This window comes from Cupriavidus plantarum, assembly GCF_905397285.1.
Lineage (GTDB): Bacteria > Pseudomonadota > Gammaproteobacteria > Burkholderiales > Burkholderiaceae > Cupriavidus > Cupriavidus plantarum.
In genome coordinates, this window is the sequence record NZ_CAJPUX010000001.1 from 53,323 (window position 1) to 75,940 (window position 22,618).

Here is a 22,618-nt window from a genome sequence, read left to right on the forward strand (position 1 = left end):
CATGACGCAAACCACCCACACCACCGTCGCCACCGTCTCCGCCGACGCGCTTCGCCAGTCCGCCCGCAACATCGCCGCGGGCGCGCCCAAGGACACCGATGCCTGGCGCGTCGACGACGTGGCCGCGCTGTTCGCGCTGCCGTTCAACGATCTGCTGTTCCGCGCGCAGCAGGTGCATCGCGAGAACTTCGACCCGAACGCCGTGCAGCTGTCGACGCTGCTGTCGATCAAGACCGGCGGCTGCGAAGAGGATTGCGGCTATTGCCCGCAGAGCGCGCACCACGACGCTGGCGTGAAGGCCGAGAAGCTGATGGCGCTCGACGAGGTCCTGGAGGCCGCGCGTGCCGCCAAGGCCAACGGCGCCACGCGATTCTGCATGGGCGCCGCCTGGCGCAGCCCGAAGGAGCGTCACCTCGAGCCCGTGATCGACATGGTGCGCGAGGTCAAGGCCATGGGGCTGGAAACCTGCGTCACGCTTGGCATGCTCAAGGCCGAGCAGGCGCAGCGCCTGAAGGACGCGGGTCTCGACTACTACAACCACAACCTCGACACGTCGCCCGAGTTCTACGGCAAGATCATCACCACGCGCACGTATCAGGATCGTCTCGACACGATCGGCCACGTGCGTGACGCGGGCATCAACGTGTGCTGCGGCGGCATCGTCGGCATGGGCGAGTCGCGCGCGGCGCGCGCGGGCCTGATCGCTCAACTGGCCAACATGGATCCGTATCCGGAGTCGGTGCCCATCAACAACCTCGTGCAGGTGGAAGGCACGCCGCTGGCCGGCACCGAGGCGCTGGACCCGTTCGAGTTCGTCCGCACGATCGCGGTGGCGCGCATCACCATGCCGCGCGCGATGGTGCGTCTGTCCGCTGGCCGCGAGGCCATGGACGAAGCCTTGCAGGCGCTGTGCTTCATGGCCGGCGCCAATTCGATTTTCTATGGCGAAAAGCTGCTGACCACCGGCAACCCGCAGGCCGATCGCGATCGCGCGCTGCTCGCGCGCCTCGACATTCGCGCGGAAGGCTACGCGGGGTAATACCCGACGGTGCAACGCAGACTGGCCGCCCCCGACCACAAGAAGGAGGAGAGCCATGTTTCAGAAGGTCCTGATCGCCAACCGCGGCGAGATTGCCTGCCGCGTGGCCGCCACGTGCCGCCGTCTAGGCATTCGCACGGTGGCGGTCTATTCCGATGCCGACGCGGAAGCGCGGCATGTCGCGTATTGCGACGAAGCGATCCATATCGGCGGCGCGGCCGCGCGCGATAGCTATCTGCGCGCGGACCACATCATCGAGATGGCGCGCGATGCCGGGGTGCACGCCATTCACCCCGGCTATGGGTTCCTGTCCGAGAACGACGCGTTCGCCGAGGCCTGCGCCGAGGCGGGCATGGTCTTCATCGGCCCGCCCGCGTCCGCGATTCGCGCGATGGGCAGCAAAAGCGCGGCCAAGCAGTTGATGGAGCGTGCCGGGGTGCCGCTGGTGCCCGGGTATCACGGCGAGGACCAGAACCCCGCGCTATTGCGCGCGGAGGCCGATCGCATCGGCTATCCGGTACTGATCAAGGCCAGCGCCGGCGGCGGGGGCAAGGGCATGCGCGTCGTCGAGTCCGGCGACGCCTTCGAGGCCGCGCTGGCATCCGTCCGGCGCGAGGCGTCGGCGAGCTTCGGCGACGACAAGGTGCTCGTCGAGAAGTACCTCACGCGGCCGCGCCATATCGAGATTCAGGTGTTTGCCGACACGCATGGCAATTGCGTGTACCTGTTCGAGCGCGACTGCTCGGTGCAGCGCCGTCACCAGAAGGTCCTCGAGGAAGCCCCGGCGCCGGGCATGACCGAGGAACGCCGCCGCGCGATGGGCGAGGCGGCCGTGGCCGCGGCGCGCGCGGTGGGGTATGTCGGCGCGGGTACGGTCGAGTTCATCGCGAATCAGGACGGCTCGTTCTACTTCATGGAGATGAACACGCGGCTGCAGGTCGAGCATCCGGTGACCGAAATGATCACGGGGCAGGACCTCGTCGAGTGGCAACTGCGTGTTGCCGCGGGCGAGCCGCTGCCATTGACGCAGGAACAGCTGCGCATCGACGGGCATGCGATCGAAGCGCGGATCTATGCCGAGAATCCGGAGAAAGGCTTTCTGCCTTCCACGGGCACGCTGCGTTTCCTGCGGACGCCGCCGGCGGTGCAATTCATGCGTGGCGGCGACGCGCACGGTCCGGCAGGGGTCCGCATCGATGCGGGCGTGCGCGAAGGCGATGCCATCAGCCCGTTCTACGATCCGATGATCGCGAAGCTGATCGTCTGGGGGCCGACGCGCGAGGCGGCGCTGGCACGGCTGTCGCAGGCGCTGGCCGGTTACCACGTCGTCGGGCTCTCCACGAACGTCGCGTTCCTGCAGCGCCTTGTCACGTCGCAGGCCTTCCGCACGGCGGACCTCGACACGGGGCTGATCGAACGCAACCACGATGCGCTGTTCCCGCCGCCGCGCCCGGTGGGCATGGAGGCGGCCGCCCTTGCGGCGGCGGCATTGCTGGCGCGCGAGGATGCGACGCGGCGCGTCGACGCGACGGATCCGCATTCGCCATGGACGCATGCCGGGGCCTGGCGCCTGAATGGCCGCGATGACCGCACGCTGCGGTTCAAGGCGGGCAACGACGTGCTCGAAGTCGTCCTGCGCATCGAGTCGCGCCGCAAGACGCTGATCTTCATGGACCAGGCCACGCCCTTCGGCTACACGTTCCGTGCCGACGACATCCGCGTGGACATGGGCACGCGTCGCACGCATGGGCAGGTGCATGTGGAAGGCGACACGTTCCACGTCTTCCACGGCGGACGGCACGCGGTGCTCGAATGGCTCGACCCGCTGGCGGTGTCCGATGCCGCCGAAGGCGAGGGCGGCAAGCTGACCGCCCCGATGCCGGGCAAGGTCATCGCGGTGATGGTGGAACCGGGCACATCGGTCACGCGCGGCACGCCGCTGCTGGTCATGGAAGCAATGAAGATGGAGCATACGATCAGCGCGCCGGCGGATGGGGTGGTGGCGGAGGTGTTGTATGGGGTCGGGGAACAGGTGACGGAAGGCGCGCAGCTGTTGGCGTTTGCCGTGCCGGAGCACGCGTGAGGTAGTTCTCTCCTCCCGCCCCTTTCCCCTTGGGGAGAGGGGCCGGGGGAGAGTGTCCCCGCCCTCATTCCATGCCAAAATCCCAAGCATCCCCTTAAAAAAATCACACGGAGTCGAGATGAAGTTGCAGTTGTACGTGCCGGACGGCCGCTACGCCCCCTGGATCGAAGGATTCGCCGAGGTCCTCCCCGAGGCCGAATGTCTCAAGTGGGAAGAATCGGGTGACGCGAGCGTGGACTATGCCGTCGTTTGGCGTCCTCCGGTAGAGATGCTCCGTGGCCGCACCGATCTGCGTGCCATCTTCAATCTCGGCGCCGGTGTCGACGGCATCCTGCGCCTGCGTGACGAAGACAAGGACGCCTTGCCCAACGGCGTGCCGATCGTCCGGCTAGACGACGCCGGAATGGCCGCGCAGATGGCCGAGTACGTGACCGCCGCCGTGCTTCGCGACTTCCGCAAGCTCGACGCCTATGCCGCGCAGGCCGCAGCCGGCACGTGGAAATTCATCAAGCCCCACCGGCGCGCCGACTTCACCATCGGCGTGATGGGCATCGGCACGCTGGGCAGCCACATCGCCCGCACGCTTGCGCAATTCGGCTTCCCCGTCCGCGGCTGGAGCCGTTCGCCGAAGCAGGTGCAAGGCGTGCAGACGTTCCATGGCGAAGACGGCCGTGGCGAATTTCTCGATGGCCTGCGCGTGCTCGTCAACGTGTTGCCGCTGACGCCGGACACGGAAGACATCATCGACGCCAGCCTGCTGAGCAGGCTCGCCGACGGCGCGCACCTCGTCAACGTCGCGCGCGGCCAGCACGTGGTGGAAGCCGATCTGCTGGCAGCGGTGCAGTCCGGCAAGATCGGCGGCGCCACGCTCGACGTGTTCCGCGAGGAACCGCTGCCCGCCGGGCATCCATTCTGGCAAGAGCCGCGCATCACCATCACGCCGCATATCTCGGCGCTGACGCTCCGCGAGGACAGCATCGCGCAGATCGCGCAAAAGATCCGCGCGCTCGGCGAGGGCAAGCCCATCGCCGGCGTGGTCGATATCGACCGCGGATACTGAACGCGCGCCCCACCGAACAAGGAGTTGGAGATGAACTTGCCGCAATACGTGAAGATCGTCGAAGTGGGCCCGCGAGACGGCCTGCAGAACGAGAAGGCGATGGTGCCGACGGACGTGAAGGTGCAACTGGTCAACCAGCTGTCGGACGCGGGCTTCGTGAACATCGAGGCCGCATCGTTCGTCTCGCCGAAATGGGTGCCGCAAATGGCCGACGGCGCCGATGTGATGGCGCGCATCCAGCGCCGTCCCGGTACGCTGTATTCGGTACTGACGCCGAACATGAGGGGCTTTGAAGGCGCGGTGGCCGCGGGCGCCGACGAAGTGGTGATCTTCGGCGCCGCGAGCGAAGCGTTCTCGCAGAAGAACATCAATTGCTCGATCGCCGAATCCATCGCCCGCTTCGAACCGGTGGCCGCCGCCGCGAAGGAAGCCGGCGTGCGCCTGCGCGGCAGCATTTCGTGCGCGCTCGGTTGCCCGTATCAGGGCGAAGTCCCCGTGAGCGCGGTGGTCGACGTCGTGCGCCGCATGCGTGAACTGGGCTGCGACGAGATCGATATCGCCGATACGATCGGCGTGGGCACGCCTGGCAAGGTGCAGGACGTGATGCGCGCGGCAGCGGCGGAGTTCGCGATCGACCGCCTGTCGGGCCATTTCCACGATACGTACGGACAGGCCCTGTCGAACATCCTCGCGAGCCTCGAAGTCGGCATCGCGATCTTCCACGCCTCGGTGGCGGGCCTCGGCGGCTGCCCCTACGCAAAGGGCGCCACGGGCAACGTGGCGACCGAAGACGTGCTGTACATGCTGCATGGCCTCGGCCTGCACACGGGCATCGACCTCGAAGCCGTGGTGCGCACCGGCGACTTCATCTCGCAGGCGATCGGCCGCCCCAACAGTTCGCGCGTGGGCAAGGCGCTGCTGACCAAATGGGCGTCGGCGGCGGAAGCCACGTGCGTGTGAACCCTACCTTCTCAGGAGAGCAGTGACATGAGCAACCCCGACGTCGTGCAGGTCCCCTCGCAGCAACCCTTGCCCGACTCCGCGCAACGCGTGGCCGATCTGCTGGCCGGCATCGGCCATGACCGGCCCGTGGTGATGCTGCCGGCAACGGGCAGGACCTCGGCGGAGGCTGCCGCGGGTCTGGGCTGCAGCGTGGCGGAGATCGCGAAGTCGATCATCTTCCGCCGCGTGGAGGACGACGTGCCCGTGCTCGTGATCGCGAGCGGCAGCAATCGCGTCGATGAAGCGAAGGTCGCGGCGCGCGTGGGCGCGCTCGGCAAGGCCGATGCGCGCTTCGTGCGCGAGAAGACCGGCTATGCGATCGGCGGCGTCTGCCCCATCGGCCACGCCGTGGCGCCGGTGATGCTGCTCGACAAGGACCTGTTCCAGTACGAGAGCGTCTGGGCCGCCGCCGGCCATCCGCACGCGGTGTTCAATCTGACGCCGCAGCAATTGCAGACGATGACGGGCGCGGAAGTCGCCGATGTGGCGCAGGTTGTGCAAGCCGCCAGCAACGAGGTGGCGTCGTGAGCAGCGCCAGCGGTGCCAGCGCATCCAGCGGGCTGAAGCCGGGCATCACGTTCGAGTGGCAATACGTGGTGCCGCCTAAGGCCACGGTGCCGAACCTGTACGACGATATTCCCGGCTGCGCCGAGATGCCCGACGTGCTGGCCACCGGCTACATGGTCGGCATCATGGAGTGCGCCTGCCTGCAGATGCTGCGCGACTACCTCGACTGGCCGCGCGAGCAGTCGCTGGGCACGCTCGTGAATTTCTCGCACCTCGCGGCGACGCCGCCGGGCATGGCGGTGACGGTCAAGGGCGAACTCGTCGCGGTGGAAGGCCGCAAGCTGCGGTTCGCGCTGAGCGCGTGGGACGGGGAAGACAAGATCTCGGAGGGCGTGCACGAACGGCATCTGATCGACGCGGCGCGCTTCAACGACAAGATCGCGGCCAAGGCCGGACGCATGGCGGGCTGATGCCATGACCCTCTGCACGCGCTCGCTCGCCGAATTTTCCGACCTGGCGCAGGCCGCGCAGCAGGTCTCGCCGGTGCCGTCGCCGTGCATCAACATCTGCCGCATGGATGCGGCCACGGGATATTGCGAAGGCTGCCTGCGCACGATCGACGAGATCGTCGCGTGGGGCGGCGCCGACGATGCGACGCGCCGCGCGATCTGGGCGCAATTACCCGGGCGTTTGCGCTGGGTACGGGAGCCCGCATCGTGAACGGGCCGGCGCCGTCGTCGACAATGCCGTCGACAATTCCGCCGTCGCTGCGGGTTTTCGAGCGTGGCTGGCTGTCGGCCAACAACATCCTCGCGCTCGATGACGACGGCGCCACGCTGATCGACAGCGGCTACGTCACCCACGCGCCGCAGACCGTGGCGCTCGTGGAGGCCGCGCTGGCGGGGCGCCCGCTCCACCAGCTCATCAACACCCATCTGCATTCCGATCATTGCGGCGGCAACGCGGCGCTACAGGCGCTGGGGCCGCTGCATACGCGCATTCCCGCTGCCGAGGCGGAAGCCGTCGCGGCGTGGGACGAGCAGGCGCTGTCCTATCGCGCCACGGGGCAGCAATGCGCGCGTTTCACGTTCGATGGCGTGCTGTCCGATGGCGATACGCTGCGGCTCGGGGGCCTTGACTGGGACGTGGTCGCGGCACCGGGGCACGATCCGCATGCGGTCATGCTGTTTGCGCCCGCGCACGGCATCCTGATCTCTGGCGATGCGCTGTGGGAAAACGGTTTTGGCGTGATCTTTCCCGAGCTCGAAGGGGAGAGCGGGTTCGCGGAGCAGGAGGCGGTGCTCGCACGCATCGCCTCGCTCGATGCGCGTGTCGTGATTCCTGGCCATGGCGCGGTGTTCACCGACGTCGCGGGCGCGCTCGAACGCGCGCGCGGGCGGCTGTCATATCTGCGCGGCGATCCGCTGCGTAACGCGACGCATGCCATCAAGGTGCTGGTGAAATTCCGGCTTCTGGCCGAGCAGAGCATGACGCTTGCCGCGCTGCGCGCGTGGTTCGCGGACACGCCGCTGATGGACCGCATTCGGTTGCGCTATATGCCGGACGCCACGCTGGCTTCGCTCTGCGACGACGCGTTGCAGGGCCTCGCGCGTGTGGGCGCGCTGGCAATCGATGGCGATCGTGTGCTGAACCGGGACTGACGCCATGCTGATGCCCCCGCTCAAGGCCCGCGATTTCCTGCTGCGGCCCTTTCGCGCGAGCGATGCGTCGCAGATGGTCACCGCGGTCCGGGAGTCGACGGCGACGGTTGGGGTATGGATGCCATGGGCGCATCCCGACTACGGCGTGTACGACGCGCACGAGTGGTTTGCGCGCTGCGACGTGAACATGGAGGAAGGCGTCGCCTTCGACGTCGGCGTGTTCTCGCCCGATGGGCGGGTGTTGTATGGCGGGGTGGCCATCAACCAGATCCGGCGCGAGGACAACCTCGGGAATCTTGGATACTGGATTCGCGAATCGCGCCAGCGGCAGGGCATCGCCGCGGCTGCGGCGTCGATGATGGCCTGCCACGGTTTCCATGGACTCGGCCTCACGCGGCTCGAGATCGTCGCCGCGGAACACAACACTGCCAGCCGCGCGGTGGCGGTGAAGATCGGCGCCCAGTTCGAATGCATCGCACGCAACCGCCTGATCCTGAACGGCCGCCCGATCGCGGCGGCCGTGTACTCGATGATCCCGGGATAAGCGATAAGGGGATAGGGGGGAGGGGGAGCCCTCAATCAAAACGTCGTCTTGAACCCCACCCTCACACTCCGCCCCGCCAGCGGCGCGATATCCCGCAGAATCGACGTCGCGCTCCGCGCTTCGGTGTTCGTCAGGTTATCCCCGCGCAAGTACACGAGCGTCTGCGTCCGCGAGACCTTGAACTTGTAGGTCAGCGCCACCCCTAGCAGCGTGTACGCATCGCTGGGCGTATCGTCCGTCGGCACGCGGCTCTGGCGTGCGTACCAGTCGACGTTCACGCGCGCGCCCCACGGCCCCGCCGCATAGATCAGCGACCCGCCCAGACGCAACGGCGCCAGCCGTGGCAACGCCTCGCCCGTGTCGCGGTTCTCGCCATGCACGTAGTCCGCCCGCGCGGCGAAATCCAGCGTATCGCTCGTGGTCAGCATCTTCTGCAGCAGACGCGTCTTGCCCTCCGCCTCGAAGCCCCACAGCGTGGCCGGCACGCCGAGGTACTGGAACACGGGCAGCGCGCCGTTGCCGGCGGGCGCCGCGTTGCCTTCCTCGTCGCGGAACTCACCGGAGTTGACCAGAGCGAGGTAGTTCTGGAAACGACTGTAGTAGCCCGTGACGCTACCGCTATGCGGCCCCTGATTGAACCGCAGCCCCAGATCGATCGACGTCGCGCGCTCCTTGTTCGCGTTGGGATCCCCCACCTCGAACGTGCCCGTTGCCAGGTGCGGCCCATTGGCGTAGAGCTCATAGAACGTCGGCGCACGCTCGGTGTACGACAGGTTGCTGGTCACCGACCAGATCGGATTGACCTTGTACAGCAAGCCCGCCGAAGCGCTGCCCGCATTGAACGTGCGCTCCGCATCGGCAAACCGGTCGCTGCCATTCGCACTGGCCTTGACCGTGGTGTGGTCGAGCCGCCCGCCGAGATTGAGCTTGAGATCGCCCGACGCCGTCAGCGGCAACTCCTCGAAGACGAACACGGCGGCGTTGTCGGTCCGCGTGCTCGGCACGAACGCTTCCTCGCCCAGCGCGGAGAAGTCCGTGTGGCCGAACTGCGTGCCGATCACGCCCGTCATGTTGCCGATCTTGCCGTGCTTGGCTTCGAGCCGCGCGTCCCAGCCATGGCTCTTGAACGTGGTGCCGGTCTCGCCGTCCTCGATCTCGCGATGCTCGTAATCGGTATAGCTGAAGTTACCCTTGACCGATTCGATGATGCCGCCCGTGGCGTTGCTCAGGTTGCGCGCCTCGCCGGCGACGCCGAAGCGGTCCTGCCGCATCTTGATGCGCGCATCGGCCTCGGCGGGCGTACCGTAGTCGTTGCGATACGTCGAGTAGTCCGCGCCGATGAAGCCGTCAGCCCACGTGTACGAGCCACCGAGCGCGCCGCCTTCCTGATGCGCGTTCGTGTTCGGGATATGGCCGTAGCTCTCCGTCTCCCCTTCGGGCAGCGGTTGCGTGGCGCGCGCATTCCCGCTGCGCGCGAAGCCTGGAATCTTCAGGTCGCTGGTCTGCCGCACGAACGCATCGGCATGCACCGCGAACTTGCCATTGCCCGCCTCGATCAGGCCGCTGGCATTGCGGCCCTTGTCGCCGCCAATGGTTCCGCTCGAATCGACCGCGCCGGAGACGCCCGTGATCGGGTCCTTCGGAATGCGGTTGTCGATGACGTTGACCACACCGCCGAGCGCGTTGCCGCCATACATCAGCGCCGCGGGCCCGCGCACGACCTCGATGCTCTCCGCCACGAGCGGATCGATGGGCACCGCGTGATCGTAGGACAGCGTGGAAGCGTCGATCGTGGAGCCGCCGTTCTGCAGCACCTTGATGCGGTCCGCATCGAGCCCGCGGATGATCGGACGGCTCGCGTTAGGACCGAAGTAGCTCGACGACACGCCGGGCAGGGTGTTCAGCGTCTCGCCGAGCGTGCTGTCCGCGCGCACGGTCAGCGCATCGCCGCCGAGCGTGGAGACGGGCGCCACAAGGTCGTTGAGATCGCTACCCAGCGGATTGGCCGTGACGACCACCGGCTTCAGCACCTGCGGCGCCGGTGCGGGCGCGGCATCCTGCCCGAACGCATGCGCGGACACGGCCAGCGCGGCGACCGCCGCAACCGGTTTGAGGGGGGTGAGGTGAGACTTGCGCGCGGACAGGCGGCGCGCGCGCGGAAACTTGTTCTTGTGAGACATGGCTCGCGATTCGGGTGTTGCGACACGCCCGTGGCACGACGCATGCCGCCGCGCGCGTCATGCTATGACGCGGGGCAACTGCGCAATGCACACGTGACCGTGCACGCGGAATGACACATGGGATGGCCGGAACCCGGGCGCGGCGCAAGGCCGCGGACCGTGACGGGTCAGACGAACGCGAGCGGCGCCGGTGGGGCGCGCGAATGGAAGGGATGACGGGCGGGAAGATCGGGCCAGCGCCACGCGAGCGCGGAGGGCTTGACGGGCTTGCCGAAACGCAGCGCGGGCAGCGCCACGGTGCCGACATGCGTGTCCGCCACGGTCGCGCCGTCGAACAGCACGCACGAGTGCGCCCCGAGCTTCAGCGCCAGCGGATGGAAGTGGGTGTCCGGCGTGGCATCGGCGGACGCGGTGGGCGCACGGACCGTGCTATCTCCTTGCCCATGCACGGCAGCGGCGAGGATCGGCGCGTTGAGCAGCCCGCCGTGCACGACGCGGTGCACGACGCCCGCCTGCTGCGCGAGCAGCAGGCACAGCACCAGCCACAGCGCGGTCCAGAGACCGAGCCCGCTATGGCGCATGCGAGACAGCAGCTCAGTGCGCATGTCCGCAGCCGCACTGATCGTCATGATCGTGATCGTGCCCATGATCGCCGTGATCATGGTCGTGATCATCGGCCCACGAGGGGAACGGGTCGGCATACGCTGCCCAGGCATCGGGACCCGCCGCCATCTCGTCGTCGTTCAGCAGGCACGCGTCGAGCAACGCCACCAACGCGTCCGCGTCGAGCTCGCGCCCGATCAGTACAAGTTCCTGCCGGCGATCGCCGAATGGCCCTTCCATCTCGGCTTCGATCTCCGCGCGCGCATCGGCATCGTGCGGCCAGTCCCCGGCGTCGAGCGCGGACCACCACGCGCCGGCGCCGCCGGGGCGGCAGACGCCCCCGGCCTGCGCCCACTCGCCCGCGACATCCATGCGCGTGGCGAGCCAGAACAGGCCCTTGGAGCGCAGCACGTCGCCATGCTCGCGCATCCATTCGGTATGGATCAGATCGGCAAACCGTTGCGGGTGGAACGGACGGCGGCGCCGGTACACGCAGGCGCCAATGCCATCTGCGGCGGGCAGCGGCTTGCCGCGCAGCGCCAGCTGCCATCCCGAGTTCGAGAAGGTCGTATCGACGTCGAAGCGGCCCGTGTCCAGCATGCGCGCGGCCGGCACCGCGCCGCGCACGCTCTCGACGAGTTCCGCCCGCGGATTGAGCGCGCGAACGAGTGCCCGCGCGCGGGCCAGCGTCTCGGCATCCGCCTCGTCGATATGGTTGAGCACGAGGACGTCGCAGCCTTCGATCTGCTCCACGAGCACATCGACGACCGTGCGGTCATCCTCGCCGGCTTCCACGAGGCCGCGATCGGCGAGGAAGTCGGCGTCGTGCCAGTCGCGCAGCAGCGTGGCGGCATCCACGACCGTGACGAGCGTATCGAGCCGGTAACCTGCTTCCGCCACGCCATCGTGCCCGTGGGCATCTTCGAACGCGAAGAGCTCGGCAATCGCGATCGGCTCGGCGGTGGCATCCGTTTCGACGATCACCGCATCGTGCCCGCCCTCGCGCGCCACGCGCCCGATATCGGCCAGCAGATCGGGACCGTCGACGAGCGCCGCTACGCGCCTGCCATCGGCATGCGCGCGGACGTGGTCGAGCAGGGCGGTCTTGCCGGCGCCGGAGAATCCGGACAACACGGTGACGGGCAGGCGTTCGGCCATGGCGCTATCGTTAGTTGCAACAAGGTTGCGACTGTAACAGAAAGGCCGCGGTGCCGACAATCGCACGCGGCGCTTCCTCATGGTAGGCCGTGGCAATGCGGCGACAAAGGAGCGGGGCGCCAAAAGACAAACGGCCCGGAGGGGTCCGGGCCGTTGGCGTCGCAATCCGGGAGGGCTCAGTCCCCGAACAGCTTCTGGCGCAGCTCGCGGCGCTGCTGCGCTTCGAGCGAGAGCGTCGCCGTCGGACGGGCCAGCAGGCGCGGCACGCCGATCGGCTCGCCCGTCTCCTCGCACCAGCCGTAATCGCCGGACTCGATGCGCTGCAGCGACTGCTCGACCTTCTTCAGCAGCTTGCGCTCGCGATCGCGCGTGCGCAGTTCGAGCGCATGCTCTTCCTCGATGGTCGCGCGATCCGCGGGATCCGGCACGATGACCGTTTCGCGCAGGTGTTCCGTGGTCTGGTCGGCGTTCTTGAGAATTTCGTCGCGAAGCTGCTCAAGGCGATTCTTGAAGAAGGCCAACTGCGCCTCGTTCATGTAATCCTTGTCGCTCATCTTCAGGATTTCAGCTTCAGTCAGAAGTTTGTTGCTGCTCATGGTTGCTGCTGATTCTCTTGTTGATGCGACCGGCGGCGTCTCCGTCCGCTCGGGTGCGGTGGCCGCCCGCTTGCGCGGTGCGGTCGTTTCACTCTGGCTGGCTGCAGTCTTGCTGCTTCGCGTGCCTCCCTTGGCCTCCCCCGCCTCGGCCTGCGCCGTACTGCCACGTGGAGTCGGCGCGGCCTTCGCAGGCTGCGCCTTTGGTGTCGCTGCCGCGGCAGTAACTGTCTTGCTGCGGCTTTCCTTGGTTTTTGTTGCGGCTGTCATGGGGACACCTCTCTCTCGCGTCGGTAAGTGACGAACGTATCGCTGACGAACGTAGCACTGCGGTAACACGGCGCGAGCCGGGTGGTGCCCCACGGCGGAAGGCGGTCTCCGCACGAAGCACTGCGACCGCACCTGCAGGCGGCCCGCCTCGTGTAGACGACGACCCGCCGCCCTGCCGATACGGGACGCGCACGTGCGTCGCCCGTATCAAATCCGGCTTATTGTACTTGAACAAATTTTTCGGAGATATGGGAGAAAGCCGGACAAGACCACAGGATTTTTCCTGATCACCGTCTCACGATATGTGACGCGACAGGCGAAAAAGAAAAAAGGGGGCCTCGCCAACGGCGAAGCCCCCCCATCGGTGGGTGCCGAACCGGCCCGATCAGGCCAGGCAGCTCTCCAGGCCCTTCAGGATCGCCTCCTGAGGCAGATCCACGCCGATGAAGACCATCTTGGTGACCGGCGTCTCGTCGCCCCACTTGGCGCCGATATCGCTGCCCATCAACTGGTGCACGCCCTGGAACACGACCTTGCGGTCCACGCCTTCCATATAGAGCACGCCCTTGTAGCGCAGCAGCTTTTCGCCGTAGACCGAGAGAATGCCCGACAGGAATTCCTCGAGCTTGCCATAGTGGAACGGCTTGTCGCTGCGGAAGACGAACGACTTGATGCGGTCGGTGTGGTGATGATGATGGTGGTGGTCGTGCGCGTGACCGTGATCGTGGCCATGGTCGTGACCACAGTGCTCGTCGTGCACGTGGCCATGGTCATGGTCGTGGTCGTGGTCGTCCGTGCGCAGGAACTCCGGATCGATCTCGAGCTTCTCGTTGAGGTTGAAGCCGCGCAGGTCGAAGATCGTCTCGATCGGGGCTTCACCGAAATGCGCGGTGCGGATCGGCGCGCGCGGGTTCATATGGAGCAGGCGATGGCGCAGGTCGGCCACTTCCTTCTCTTCGACGAGGTCCGCCTTGGTGATGAAGATCGCATCGGCAAAGCCGACCTGGCGCTGCACCTCTTCCTGCTTGTCGAGCTGCATGTTCGCGTGCTTCGCGTCGACGAGGGTGATGACCGCGTCGAGCAGATACCGCGCGGCAATCTCTTCGTCCATGAAGAACGTCTGCGCGACAGGGCCCGGATTCGCCACGCCCGTGGTCTCGATGACCACGCGGTCGAAGTCGAACTCGCCCGCATCGCGGCGCGTGAGCAGGTCGGAGAGCGCCTGCACGAGGTCGCCACGGATCGTGCAGCAGATGCAGCCATTGCTCATCTGCACGATCTGTTCGCGGCCGTCCTGCACGAGGATCTCGTTGTCGATGTTCTCCTCGCCGAATTCGTTCTCGATCACGGCGATCTTCATGCCGTGCTGTTCGTTGAGAATTCGCTTCAGCAGCGTGGTCTTGCCGCTGCCGAGAAAGCCGGTCAGGATCGTGACCGGGATCATTTTGGACATGTTGTTCTCCGAGTCCGATAGCAAAAAATAGGAGAGGTCCGCGGCCTCAGTGCGAATGGCCCGACGGCGTGGCCGTGCCCGCGTCGTGCCGCTTGCCGCATTCCGCGCAGATGCCATTGACCGTCAGCTCGACGTGCTCGACGGCGAAACCGCTGGGCACCTTCGGCGTTGCCACGCGCGGCGGCGCGCCGGCCGCTTCGAGGCAATAGGTGCGGTCGCACCGCGTGCAATGGAAGTGGCTGTGCTGGCGGTGCACCTGCGCGCGCGCGGCCTCGTGCTCGACGAGGCTGAAGCGGAAGACGCGGTCGTTGCCGGCGCGCTTCTGCGCGATGCCCTGCTCGACCAGCCAGTCGAGCACGCGGTAGACCGTCACGCGGTCCACGCCGGCTTCGGCGGGGAGGGTATCGATCACGGCCTGATGCGTCATCGCCTCGCCGCTGCCGATGAGGCACGCGAGGATCGCCACGCGCGGCTGCGTGACGCGCGCGCCCAGCAGGCGGAGGCGCTCCTGCGCGGCGTCGTGCGGGGCGGCTTCCTGCCCGGACGGAACGGGCGGCTGTGGCGTGGGGGACGACATAAGACGCGAAGTGGGACGGGTCATGCGGTTCATTTAACCATACGCCCCCCTTCGATGCAATTGAGTTGCGGAAGCGGTCCACCCGCGCATCATGCGCGCCTCATGCGGAACGATGCCGGCAGATGTGCGTTTCTCGCGGGTTAACCCCGCTATCTGCGCGTTGTTCGCGGCAGCTAACATCCACTCCCGGCCTCGCCTGTACGCGGGGCTGGTGGCCGCCTTCCACCCATACATTTTGCCGATGGTCACTCGTGCCGCTCCCATATGGATCGCACGACCGGAAAGATCCGCAACCACGCGGGCGTCCGACGGCAAACGGCGGTCTCAGAGGCACTGGCAGGGAATACAGGAGAGCATGATGAAACGAGTTGCAGTACATTTCGCGGCCGTGCTGGCAGTTGCCGGCGCGGTAGCTTCGACGGGTGCATACGCGCAGGATTTTCCGGGCAGCAAGCCCGTCCAGGCAGTGGTGCCGTTCGCGGCCGGTGGCCCGACCGACAAGGTCTCCCGTGAACTCACGGCGATCATGTCCAAGCACCTGGGCACGACGATCGTGATCGAAAACCTCGGTGGCGCCGGCGGCACGATCGGCGCCAAGAAGGTGGTGCAGGCCAAGAACGATGGCTACACCATCCTGATCCACCATATCGGCATGTCCACGGCGCCGGCGCTGTACCGGAACCTCGGCTTCGACCCGCTCAAGGACTTCGAGATGGTCGGCGAGATCGCCGACGTCCCGATGGTGATGGTCGGCAACAAGAACCTGCCGCCCGCGACGTTCAAGGAACTGCTGCCGTACGTGAAGGCCAACGCGAGCAAGCTGTCGCTGGCCAACGCCGGTATCGGCTCGGCCTCGCACCTGTGCGGCCTGCTGTTCCAGAGCGCGATCCAGACCGAACTGACCACCGTGCCTTACAAGGGCACCGCGCCCGCGCTGACCGACGTGCTCGGCGGCCAGGTCAACCTGATGTGCGACCAGACGACCAACATCGCCGGCCAGTTGAAGGCGGGCGCGCTGAAGCCGTACGCGGCCATGCAGCAGCGTCGCGTGGAAGCGTTCAAGGACATCCCGACCGCGGCCGAACAGGGCCTGCCGGGCGTGGAGGTAAAGATCTGGCACGCGATGTACGCGCCGAAGGGCACGCCCAAGCCGGTGATCGACAAACTGTCGGCCGCGCTGCAGAAGTCGGTGGCCGATCCGACGTTCCGCGCCAAGATGGCGGAACTCGGCGCCGAGGCCGTGCCGGCCCAGCGTGCCACGCCGGAATCGCTGCGCACGTTCCTCGCGTCGGAAATCGACAAGTGGACGCCGGTGATCAAGAAGGCCGGCGTGTATGCTGACTGATTGCGCCCACTGATTGCGCCCCCTCTGATTGCGCCCCATCTGATTGCGCCGACCGATTGGCGCATCACCGATGTCCGAAAAGGCCGTGCCGCGAGGCGCGGCCTTTTTTTTGTGCCTATATTGGGTGTTTCGCGCCCTTGAAAGCCGCGCCGGTGGCGCCACCTACCGACCTGACAGACATTAACGAGGCACCATGGAACAGTATCACGGCACTACCATCGTCAGCGTCCGCCGCGGCAACCAGGTCGCGCTGGGCGGTGATGGCCAGGTCACTCTGGGCAATATCGTCATGAAGGGTTCGGCGCGCAAGGTGCGCCGCATCTACAACGGCAAGGTGCTGGTCGGGTTTGCCGGCAGCACGGCCGATGCGTTCTCGCTGCTGGACCGCTTCGAGGCCAAGCTGGAAAAGTACCAGGGCAATCTCACGCGCGCGGCGGTGGACCTCGCCAAGGACTGGCGCTCGGACCGCGCGCTGCGCCGGCTGGAAGCCATGCTGATCACGGCGGACAAGGACACCACGCTCGTGATCACGGGCAACGGTGACGTGCTCGACCCCGAAGGCGGCATCGCGGCCATCGGCTCGGGCGGCGTGTACGCGCAGTCCGCCGCCAAGGCGCTGATGGAGAACACCGACCTGCCCGCGCGGGACGTGGTCGAGAAGTCGCTGACCATCGCTGGCGAGCTCTGCATCTACACGAACACCAACTTCGTCATCGAGACGCTCGAGTAAGCGTCGCTCTGAACGGATTCCCATGTCGCATACCATGACTCCTTCGGAAATCGTTTCCGAACTCGACAAGCACATCATTGGCCAGAACAAGGCCAAGAAGGCCGTGGCGGTAGCGCTGCGCAACCGCTGGCGCCGGCAACAGGTGCAGGACCCCCTGCGCCAGGAAATCACGCCGAAGAACATCCTGATGATCGGACCGACCGGCGTCGGCAAGACCGAGATCGCGCGCCGCCTGGCCAAGCTGGCCGACGCGCCGTTCATCAAGATCGAGGCGACCAAGTTCACGGAAGTGGGCTACGTCGGCCGCGACGTGGACACGATCGTGCGCGACCTGGCCGAGATGGCCGTCAAGCAGACGCGCGAATCGGAGACCAAGAAGGTTCGCACCAAGGCAGAGGACGCCGCCGAGGACCGTCTGCTGGATGTGCTGCTGCCCCCGCCGCGCGATATCGGCTTCGCGCAGGGGGAGGACAAGGACTCGAACACCCGTCAGGTCTTCCGCAAGAAGCTGCGCGAAGGCCAGCTCGACGACAAGGACATCGAGCTCGAAGTGGCCGCGGGCGCGCCGAGCATGGACATCATGGGGCCACCGGGCATGGAGGACATGACCGAGCAGATCCGCACGATGTTCGCCGGGCTGGGTCAGGGCAAGAAGCATCGCCGCAAGATGAAGGTCAAGGAAGCGTTCAAGCTGCTGATCGACGAAGAAGCCGCGAAGCTCGTCAATGAAGAGGAGCTAAAGCTCAAGGCTATCGCCAATGTCGAGCAGAACGGCATCGTGTTCCTCGACGAGATCGACAAGATCGCGAGCCGCAGCGATGTCGGCGGCGGCGAGGTGTCGCGCCAGGGCGTGCAGCGCGATCTGCTGCCGCTGGTGGAAGGTACGACCGTGAACACGAAGTACGGCATGATCCGGACGGACCATATCCTGTTCATCGCCTCCGGCGCCTTCCATCTGTCGAAGCCGAGCGACCTGATCCCGGAACTGCAGGGGCGCTTCCCGATCCGCGTGGAACTGGAATCGCTGTCCGTGCAGGACTTCGAGGCCATCCTCACGCAGACCGACGCGAGCCTCACCAAGCAGTACCAGGCGCTGCTCGGCACCGAAGAGGTGAACCTCACGTTCGCGCCCGACGGCATTCGCCGCCTCGCGGAAATCGCGTTCTCGGTCAACGAGAAGGTCGAGAACATCGGGGCGCGCCGCCTGTACACGGTCATGGAGCGCCTGCTCGAGGACCTGTCGTTCAACGCGACGAAGTCGTCGGGCCAGACCGTGACGATCGATGCCGCGTACGTCGACGAACGCCTGGGCGATCTCGCCGGCAACGAGGACCTCTCGCGCTACGTGCTGTAACGCGCGTTCCGGTCTGGCACGTTTCCGCTGCCCACGGCAGCGGAAACGCTTCGCTTATCGAAATGCACGGGGACCTCGTCGCCCGGTAAGCTTCGTAAAACTTGGTAAGTCCACTGGCGCACATGGCCTACGGGATGCGACGCTTGCGCACCTTCAATGGTAACGAGCGTCGATGAGAGCGAATGGCATCTCATCGAGACGACTCCGGGGAGCATTCATGTCGCGCAATCTGTTCTACAAACGCAATCGGGTTCGAACGCGCCGCGTGGCGCTGGTCACGGCCGTGCTGCTGAGCGCGGTCACAGCCGCCACCGTGTTCCTGTGCGTGCGGCCGATGGTGGTCACCGCGACCGCCTCGACGGCGGCATCCGACGGCAGCGGCACCGCATCGGTCACGCTGCCTCTTCCCTCGACGATACCCACCGAACTGCGCACGGCGCCGCCGCCCGCGTCGTCCGTATCGCCGGCTTCCAATTCCAGCTCCACTTCCGCGCCGGCCGCTCCGGCCATCGTCGACCCTCGCGCGCGCAAGGCCGCGGATGCGGGGTCCTCCGCGGAGATGGCGACCATGGCGATGGATGCGGGCAAGCTCGTCACGCTCGCCGACCGGCATGCGAGCGATGCATTGCGCATCGCGTCGGAGGCCAACGGCGCGCACGACGACCTCGGCTGGGACTACGTGCAGTTGCGCCTGTAAGCGCTCAGGTCATCGGCCCGCTCAGCGCTGCACGGGACGCTTCCCGAGCTTGCGCTGCAGCGTGCGCCGGTGCATGTTGAGCGCGCGCGCCGTCGCGGAGATATTGCCGTTGTGCTCCGTGAGCACGCGCTGGATATGCTCCCATTCGAGTCGCGCCACCGATAGCGGGACCGGCTCCTCGAGCGCGGCTTCGGCCGCATCTTCCGAGATCCCCGCCATCAGCGCGGTCAGGATCGAATCCACATTGGCCGGCTTGGCCAGATACTCGTCCGCGCCCTGCTTCACCGCCGCCACGGCGGTAGCGATGCTCGCATACCCCGTCAGCACGAGAATCCGCGCATCGGGCAGTGCCGCGCGTAGCGGCGCCACGAGATGCAGTCCCGATTCGGCCGGCGCGGTGCCGGCGGCCTCCGCTGGCGGACCCAGATGCAGGTCGAGCGTCACGTAGGCGAACGCGGTGCGCGCGGCGAGCGCGAGCGCGGTGGCGCCGTTGTGCGCGACCTGCACCGCGTAGCCGCGGCGCGTGAGCGCGCGCGACAGCGTGCCCGCGAATACCTCGTCGTCGTCGACGACGAGGAACGGCGTGCCGGCGAGGGGATCCACGGTAACGATTGCGTCGGTCATTGCGGCTTCAGGGTTGGAATGCGGGCGAAGGGGTGGATGGCGCGGACATCGCGCTGGCGAGTGGCAGGCGCAGCTCCGCGACGGTGCCGCCGCCCGGGTTGTCGTGCCACGCGAGCCGTCCGCCGAGCTGGCGCGCGGCACTCTGGGCGAGATACAGGCCGATGCCCTGGCCGCCATGCGTGCTGGCAACGGGCGCTTCGCCCAGACGCGCGCGAACGGCCGCGGGGATGCCCGTGCCGCGGTCGGTGACGCAGCACGAGAGCACCGGCAGGCTGGCGTCCTGCGCGCCGCGATGATCGTTCACGAGCGTGATGTCGAGCCGCAGCGCGGGCTCCGCGTGCATCGCGAGGCCAACCGCCTGCTGGCTGCGCGCGGCGTTGTCGAGCAGGATCGTCAGGATTTGCCCGACGCGCGCGACATCCACCGCGTGGCGCGCGGCCTCGGCGCTGGCTACCGCGCGCAGTGCGGCCTGCGGATGACGCAGCTGCCAGCGCTCGGCGAACGCGGCAAGCCATGTGCCGATGGGCTGGGGTGCAAGCGTGGCGTGGTCTTCGCGCAGCCGCGCGAGAATGGAGCGGCAGAGATCGAGCTGCTGCTCCATCGTGCGCAGGTCTTGCAGATAGGCGGCGATCGCGGTCTCGCCACGGCCACCCCCGCGCCCACCCTCACCGGCGCCATCGTCGGCATCCGCGCGCAACTCGCCCGCGATCACGGCCAGCGTGGCCAGCGGGGTGCCGATCTCGTGCGCGACCGCGGCGGCCTGGTTGTTGAGCGCTTCGACGCGCGCCTCACGCAGCAACTGCTCGCGCGCGAGGTTCAGTTCCGCGTCGCGCTGGCGCAGCACGCCCGATAGCCGCGCGACGAAAAACGCGATCATCACCGCGCTCGCGACGAAGTTCAGCCACATACCCGCGAGGTGATAGTTCACCGCGTTGTCGGGGTTGTGCAGGTTCAGCGGGACGTACTCGAGCAGCAGCAGCGAGTAACAGGCCAGCGCGTATAGCGCGAGGGCAGCCACCAGCCGCCACGGCAGGATCGCCGCGGCGATCGCGAGGCCCGGCAGATAGAACGACACGAACGGGTTGGTGGCGCCGCCGGTGAAAAACAGAATGGCCGACAGCGCGGTGAGATCGACCATCATCTGCGCCATGAGCTCGCCGTCGGCCGGCGCGCTCCTGCGCGCCGCCAGTCCGCGAAGCCGCAGCGTGGTCAGCAGGTTGAACGCCGTCTGCAGCACGAACAGCAGCAATAGAGGCTGGAACGGCAGAATGATGCCGGCCACGGACTCGCACGAGAACAGCAGCAGCGCCTGCCCCGCGAGCAACGCCCAGCGCAGCCGCGACAGGCGCCGCAGGCTGACGAGGCCGTGGCCCTCGGGCACGGCCGCGCCGTTGGTGGCGGCCTCTGTGGCGGCCGCGGTGGCGGCGCCGGGACCGAAGATCCACGTGGCGATGGAGGACGGGAGCAAGTTCTTGATCACTGGAATGGAGGCGCGTACGCGGGGCGCCCGGCCCATGACGCGAGTGTAACAATGCCGCCGCACCGCGCTGGCCGATGCGACACCGTGCCGCATTCTGACCGATTTCCCGCGCTGCCAGACGGCGCACGCCCGTGGTCTAATGGCTGCTTTCCATGGAGACGTACAAGATGCAAGCCATTCCACGCGCGGCGTCGGCCGTGATGTTCGCCGCCGCGCTCCTCGCCAGCGGCGCGGCGATCGCCCAGGTCGAAGTCAGCAACGCCTGGGTGCGCGGCACGGTGCCCGCGCAGACCGCCTCGGGCGCGTTCATGACCCTCCACGCGCACGAAGCCGCCAGGCTCGTCGGCGTGTCGTCGCCGGTTGGTACCGCCGAGCTGCACGAAATGAAGATGGAGAACAACGTGATGCGCATGCGCCCTGTGGGCGGGCTCGATCTGCCGAAGATGCAGAACGTCGAACTCAAGCCCGGCGGTTATCACGTGATGCTGATGGACCTGAAGTCGCAGCTCAAGGCCGGCGACAAGGTGCCGCTGACGCTCAAGATCGAGCAGGGCGGCAAGGTCGTCGAGCAGAAGGTCACCGCCGAAGTGCGCGACCTGACCGCGCAGACAGGGCAGCTGGCACAACCGGGCGCGGCCGCGGGTGGCATGGCCCACGGCGACCACAAGCACTAAGCGCGTAACGCCGATCAGCCGCGCAGGCTGATCGGCGCCTCGGCCGCGCGCGGCGTCTGGGCCTGCGCGGCGAGCGCGGCAGCCTGCTCCACGCGCTCGCGCAGCCATGCGTGCCCCGGGTCCGCCTCCGCGCGGGTATGCCAGAGCATGCCGCAGTGGAAGTCGGGCAGCGCGAACGGCGGCGCGAAGATGGCGTAGCGCGGGTCTTCCTCGATCGCCGCGAGCGTCCGGCGCGCGGTCGTCAGCACGAGGTTGGTTCCCGCGATGAGCGCGGGCGCCACGCTCCAGTGCGGCACCGTACAGGCGATCTTGCGGCGTCCGCCCAACTTTGCCACGGCCGCGTCGATCGCGTCCATGCGTTCGCTGGTGTTCGCCACCAGCACGTGGGAGCGCGCGAGGTAGGCCACCTGGTCGAGCCGCCCGCTGTCGCGCACCGTCGCGGCATCCACCACACAGGCGTAGCCGTCATCGAACAGCGGCGTCTCCCGGACACCTTCGGGCCGGTACGCGAACACGCCGATCGCGAGGTCGGCCTCCCCATCGGCCACCTGCGCGGTCATCGCTTCGCGGCTCGCCTGCGTCACGGTCAGGTCGACGTTTGGTGCGGCCTTGCGCAGCGTGCGCAGCAATTGCGGCAGCACCACGAGCGCGCCGTAGTCGGACATCGCGAGGCGGAACGTGCGGCGCGCGGTGGCCGGCTGGAAGCCCGTGGGGCCGAGCAGGATGCGCACCTGCGCGAGCGCTTCGGCCAGCGGGCCCGCGAGTTCGTGCGCGCGCGGGGTAAGCACGAGGCCGCCCTGGCCGCGCACGAGCAGCGGGTCGTCCAGCAGATGACGCAGCCGCCCCAGCGAATGGCTGACCGCGGGCTGGCTGAGCTGCAGGCGCAGCGCGGCGCGCGAGATATGGCGTTCGGCCAGCAGTGCTTCGAGCACGACGAGCAGGTTGAGGTCGATTCCGCGCAAGCTATTCATTGTTTATTCTTCC

23 protein-coding genes are annotated in these 22,618 nt (G+C 67.3%); 14 read left to right on the plus strand and 9 right to left on the minus strand.

From position 1 onward, the window contains the following. Position 1: 1 nt before the first annotated feature. The 9 genes from bioB to KHP16_RS00320 all read left to right on the plus strand — a co-directional run bounded on the left by bioB (position 2) and on the right by KHP16_RS00320 (position 7,896). The gene (gene bioB / locus KHP16_RS00280) at positions 2-1,039 is read left to right on the plus strand and encodes a biotin synthase BioB (RefSeq protein WP_109582349.1); all 1,038 of its coding nucleotides are present in this window, start codon (positions 2-4) and stop codon (positions 1,037-1,039) included. Positions 1,040-1,094: 55 nt separating this feature from the next. Further along, positions 1,095-3,122: an acetyl/propionyl/methylcrotonyl-CoA carboxylase subunit alpha gene (locus KHP16_RS00285; protein WP_211959407.1), complete on the plus strand. Its 2,028-nt coding sequence runs from the start codon at positions 1,095-1,097 to the stop codon at positions 3,120-3,122. Between the two features lie 118 nt (positions 3,123-3,240). Continuing rightward, entirely contained in the window at positions 3,241-4,182 is a 942-nt protein-coding gene (locus tag KHP16_RS00290) for a 2-hydroxyacid dehydrogenase (RefSeq protein WP_109582347.1), read from the plus strand. Between the two features lie 30 nt (positions 4,183-4,212). Further along, on the plus strand, positions 4,213-5,142 hold the full coding sequence (locus tag KHP16_RS00295; RefSeq protein WP_109582346.1) for a hydroxymethylglutaryl-CoA lyase: 930 nt from the start codon (positions 4,213-4,215) through the stop codon (positions 5,140-5,142). A 27-nt stretch (positions 5,143-5,169) separates the two neighbouring features. Then, positions 5,170-5,712: a YbaK/EbsC family protein gene (locus KHP16_RS00300; RefSeq protein ID WP_109582345.1), complete on the plus strand. Its 543-nt coding sequence runs from the start codon at positions 5,170-5,172 to the stop codon at positions 5,710-5,712. After that, positions 5,709-6,161: a thioesterase family protein gene (locus tag KHP16_RS00305; RefSeq protein WP_244214685.1), complete on the plus strand. Its 453-nt coding sequence runs from the start codon at positions 5,709-5,711 to the stop codon at positions 6,159-6,161. The genes KHP16_RS00300 and KHP16_RS00305 overlap by 4 nt, the downstream gene beginning before the upstream one ends. A 4-nt stretch (positions 6,162-6,165) precedes the next feature. Then, positions 6,166-6,411 (plus strand): DUF1289 domain-containing protein, encoded by a 246-nt coding sequence (locus KHP16_RS00310; RefSeq protein ID WP_109582344.1) that lies wholly within the window; start codon positions 6,166-6,168, stop codon positions 6,409-6,411. A gap of 23 nt (positions 6,412-6,434) precedes the next feature. Continuing rightward, the gene (locus KHP16_RS00315) at positions 6,435-7,352 is read left to right on the plus strand and encodes an MBL fold metallo-hydrolase (protein WP_109582343.1); all 918 of its coding nucleotides are present in this window, start codon (positions 6,435-6,437) and stop codon (positions 7,350-7,352) included. A 10-nt stretch (positions 7,353-7,362) separates the two neighbouring features. Beyond that, positions 7,363-7,896 (plus strand): GNAT family N-acetyltransferase, encoded by a 534-nt coding sequence (locus tag KHP16_RS00320; protein WP_211959954.1) that lies wholly within the window; start codon positions 7,363-7,365, stop codon positions 7,894-7,896. Between the two features lie 35 nt (positions 7,897-7,931). Here KHP16_RS00320 and KHP16_RS00325 read toward each other — a convergent pair whose 3' ends face one another. The 6 genes from KHP16_RS00325 to KHP16_RS00350 form a co-directional block, all read right to left on the minus strand. Beyond that, positions 7,932-10,076 (minus strand): TonB-dependent receptor, encoded by a 2,145-nt coding sequence (locus KHP16_RS00325; protein ID WP_121492072.1) that lies wholly within the window; start codon positions 10,074-10,076, stop codon positions 7,932-7,934. A gap of 167 nt (positions 10,077-10,243) precedes the next feature. After that, positions 10,244-10,738, minus strand: a complete 495-nt coding sequence (locus tag KHP16_RS00330; protein ID WP_244835609.1) for a hypothetical protein — start codon at positions 10,736-10,738, stop codon at positions 10,244-10,246. Further along, positions 10,671-11,837 (minus strand): CobW family GTP-binding protein, encoded by a 1,167-nt coding sequence (locus tag KHP16_RS00335; protein WP_211959408.1) that lies wholly within the window; start codon positions 11,835-11,837, stop codon positions 10,671-10,673. The genes KHP16_RS00330 and KHP16_RS00335 overlap by 68 nt, the downstream gene beginning before the upstream one ends. A 176-nt stretch (positions 11,838-12,013) precedes the next feature. Then, positions 12,014-12,700, minus strand: a complete 687-nt coding sequence (gene dksA / locus KHP16_RS28240; protein WP_244214684.1) for an RNA polymerase-binding protein DksA — start codon at positions 12,698-12,700, stop codon at positions 12,014-12,016. Positions 12,701-13,085: 385 nt separating this feature from the next. After that, the gene (locus KHP16_RS00345; protein ID WP_211959409.1) at positions 13,086-14,153 is read right to left on the minus strand and encodes a CobW family GTP-binding protein; all 1,068 of its coding nucleotides are present in this window, start codon (positions 14,151-14,153) and stop codon (positions 13,086-13,088) included. Between the two features lie 46 nt (positions 14,154-14,199). Next, positions 14,200-14,754 carry a Fur family transcriptional regulator gene (locus KHP16_RS00350; protein WP_109582807.1) on the minus strand — a complete coding sequence of 185 codons (555 nt, stop codon included), beginning with the start codon at positions 14,752-14,754 and terminating at the stop codon, positions 14,200-14,202. A 334-nt stretch (positions 14,755-15,088) separates the two neighbouring features. Between KHP16_RS00350 and KHP16_RS00355 the strand changes: the two genes are divergently transcribed. From KHP16_RS00355 to KHP16_RS00370, 4 genes are all read left to right on the plus strand, one after another. Then, positions 15,089-16,075 carry a tripartite tricarboxylate transporter substrate-binding protein gene (locus KHP16_RS00355; RefSeq protein WP_109582339.1) on the plus strand — a complete coding sequence of 329 codons (987 nt, stop codon included), beginning with the start codon at positions 15,089-15,091 and terminating at the stop codon, positions 16,073-16,075. A gap of 193 nt (positions 16,076-16,268) precedes the next feature. Beyond that, positions 16,269-16,805: an ATP-dependent protease subunit HslV gene (hslV, locus tag KHP16_RS00360; protein ID WP_109582338.1), complete on the plus strand. Its 537-nt coding sequence runs from the start codon at positions 16,269-16,271 to the stop codon at positions 16,803-16,805. 22 nt (positions 16,806-16,827) lie between these two features. After that, positions 16,828-18,159 carry an ATP-dependent protease ATPase subunit HslU gene (gene hslU / locus KHP16_RS00365; protein ID WP_109582337.1) on the plus strand — a complete coding sequence of 444 codons (1,332 nt, stop codon included), beginning with the start codon at positions 16,828-16,830 and terminating at the stop codon, positions 18,157-18,159. Positions 18,160-18,376: 217 nt separating this feature from the next. Beyond that, entirely contained in the window at positions 18,377-18,856 is a 480-nt protein-coding gene (locus KHP16_RS00370) for a hypothetical protein (protein WP_109582336.1), read from the plus strand. Positions 18,857-18,877: 21 nt separating this feature from the next. Here the strand turns inward: KHP16_RS00370 and KHP16_RS00375 are convergent, their stop codons facing one another. Together KHP16_RS00375 and KHP16_RS00380 are read right to left on the minus strand one after the other, a co-directional pair. Continuing rightward, on the minus strand, positions 18,878-19,480 hold the full coding sequence (locus KHP16_RS00375; protein WP_109582335.1) for a response regulator transcription factor: 603 nt from the start codon (positions 19,478-19,480) through the stop codon (positions 18,878-18,880). Positions 19,481-19,487: 7 nt separating this feature from the next. After that, entirely contained in the window at positions 19,488-20,948 is a 1,461-nt protein-coding gene (locus KHP16_RS00380; RefSeq protein ID WP_375153813.1) for an ATP-binding protein, read from the minus strand. A 179-nt stretch (positions 20,949-21,127) separates the two neighbouring features. Here KHP16_RS00380 and KHP16_RS00385 point away from each other — a divergent pair, with 179 nt between their 5' ends. Next, complete coding sequence (locus KHP16_RS00385; protein WP_211959410.1) at positions 21,128-21,634, plus strand: copper chaperone PCu(A)C; 507 nt, start codon at positions 21,128-21,130, stop codon at positions 21,632-21,634. Positions 21,635-21,648: 14 nt separating this feature from the next. Here the strand turns inward: KHP16_RS00385 and KHP16_RS00390 are convergent, their stop codons facing one another. Continuing rightward, complete coding sequence (locus tag KHP16_RS00390) at positions 21,649-22,605, minus strand: LysR family transcriptional regulator (protein ID WP_211959411.1); 957 nt, start codon at positions 22,603-22,605, stop codon at positions 21,649-21,651. Positions 22,606-22,618 lie beyond the last annotated feature (13 nt).

What these genes read in the sequence shown, in the direction of transcription:
- bioB (WP_109582349.1), top strand. Translation starts at nt 2, where the DNA reads ATGACGCAAACCACCCACACCACCGTCGCCACCGTCTCCGCCGACGCG.
- KHP16_RS00285 (WP_211959407.1), top strand. Translation starts at nt 1,095, where the DNA reads ATGTTTCAGAAGGTCCTGATCGCCAACCGCGGCGAGATTGCCTGCCGC.
- KHP16_RS00290 (WP_109582347.1), top strand. Translation starts at nt 3,241, where the DNA reads ATGAAGTTGCAGTTGTACGTGCCGGACGGCCGCTACGCCCCCTGGATC.
- KHP16_RS00295 (WP_109582346.1), top strand. Translation starts at nt 4,213, where the DNA reads ATGAACTTGCCGCAATACGTGAAGATCGTCGAAGTGGGCCCGCGAGAC.
- KHP16_RS00300 (WP_109582345.1), top strand. Translation starts at nt 5,170, where the DNA reads ATGAGCAACCCCGACGTCGTGCAGGTCCCCTCGCAGCAACCCTTGCCC.
- KHP16_RS00310 (WP_109582344.1), top strand. Translation starts at nt 6,166, where the DNA reads ATGACCCTCTGCACGCGCTCGCTCGCCGAATTTTCCGACCTGGCGCAG.
- KHP16_RS00315 (WP_109582343.1), top strand. Translation starts at nt 6,435, where the DNA reads ATGCCGTCGACAATTCCGCCGTCGCTGCGGGTTTTCGAGCGTGGCTGG.
- KHP16_RS00320 (WP_211959954.1), top strand. Translation starts at nt 7,363, where the DNA reads ATGCCCCCGCTCAAGGCCCGCGATTTCCTGCTGCGGCCCTTTCGCGCG.
- KHP16_RS00325 (WP_121492072.1), bottom strand. Translation starts at nt 10,076, where the DNA reads ATGTCTCACAAGAACAAGTTTCCGCGCGCGCGCCGCCTGTCCGCGCGC.
- KHP16_RS00330 (WP_244835609.1), bottom strand. Translation starts at nt 10,738, where the DNA reads ATGATCACGGCGATCATGGGCACGATCACGATCATGACGATCAGTGCG.
- KHP16_RS00335 (WP_211959408.1), bottom strand. Translation starts at nt 11,837, where the DNA reads ATGGCCGAACGCCTGCCCGTCACCGTGTTGTCCGGATTCTCCGGCGCC.
- dksA (WP_244214684.1), bottom strand. Translation starts at nt 12,700, where the DNA reads ATGACAGCCGCAACAAAAACCAAGGAAAGCCGCAGCAAGACAGTTACT.
- KHP16_RS00345 (WP_211959409.1), bottom strand. Translation starts at nt 14,153, where the DNA reads ATGTCCAAAATGATCCCGGTCACGATCCTGACCGGCTTTCTCGGCAGC.
- KHP16_RS00350 (WP_109582807.1), bottom strand. Translation starts at nt 14,754, where the DNA reads ATGACCCGTCCCACTTCGCGTCTTATGTCGTCCCCCACGCCACAGCCG.
- KHP16_RS00355 (WP_109582339.1), top strand. Translation starts at nt 15,089, where the DNA reads ATGAAACGAGTTGCAGTACATTTCGCGGCCGTGCTGGCAGTTGCCGGC.
- hslV (WP_109582338.1), top strand. Translation starts at nt 16,269, where the DNA reads ATGGAACAGTATCACGGCACTACCATCGTCAGCGTCCGCCGCGGCAAC.
- hslU (WP_109582337.1), top strand. Translation starts at nt 16,828, where the DNA reads ATGTCGCATACCATGACTCCTTCGGAAATCGTTTCCGAACTCGACAAG.
- KHP16_RS00370 (WP_109582336.1), top strand. Translation starts at nt 18,377, where the DNA reads ATGTCGCGCAATCTGTTCTACAAACGCAATCGGGTTCGAACGCGCCGC.
- KHP16_RS00375 (WP_109582335.1), bottom strand. Translation starts at nt 19,480, where the DNA reads ATGACCGACGCAATCGTTACCGTGGATCCCCTCGCCGGCACGCCGTTC.
- KHP16_RS00385 (WP_211959410.1), top strand. Translation starts at nt 21,128, where the DNA reads ATGCAAGCCATTCCACGCGCGGCGTCGGCCGTGATGTTCGCCGCCGCG.
- KHP16_RS00390 (WP_211959411.1), bottom strand. Translation starts at nt 22,605, where the DNA reads ATGAATAGCTTGCGCGGAATCGACCTCAACCTGCTCGTCGTGCTCGAA.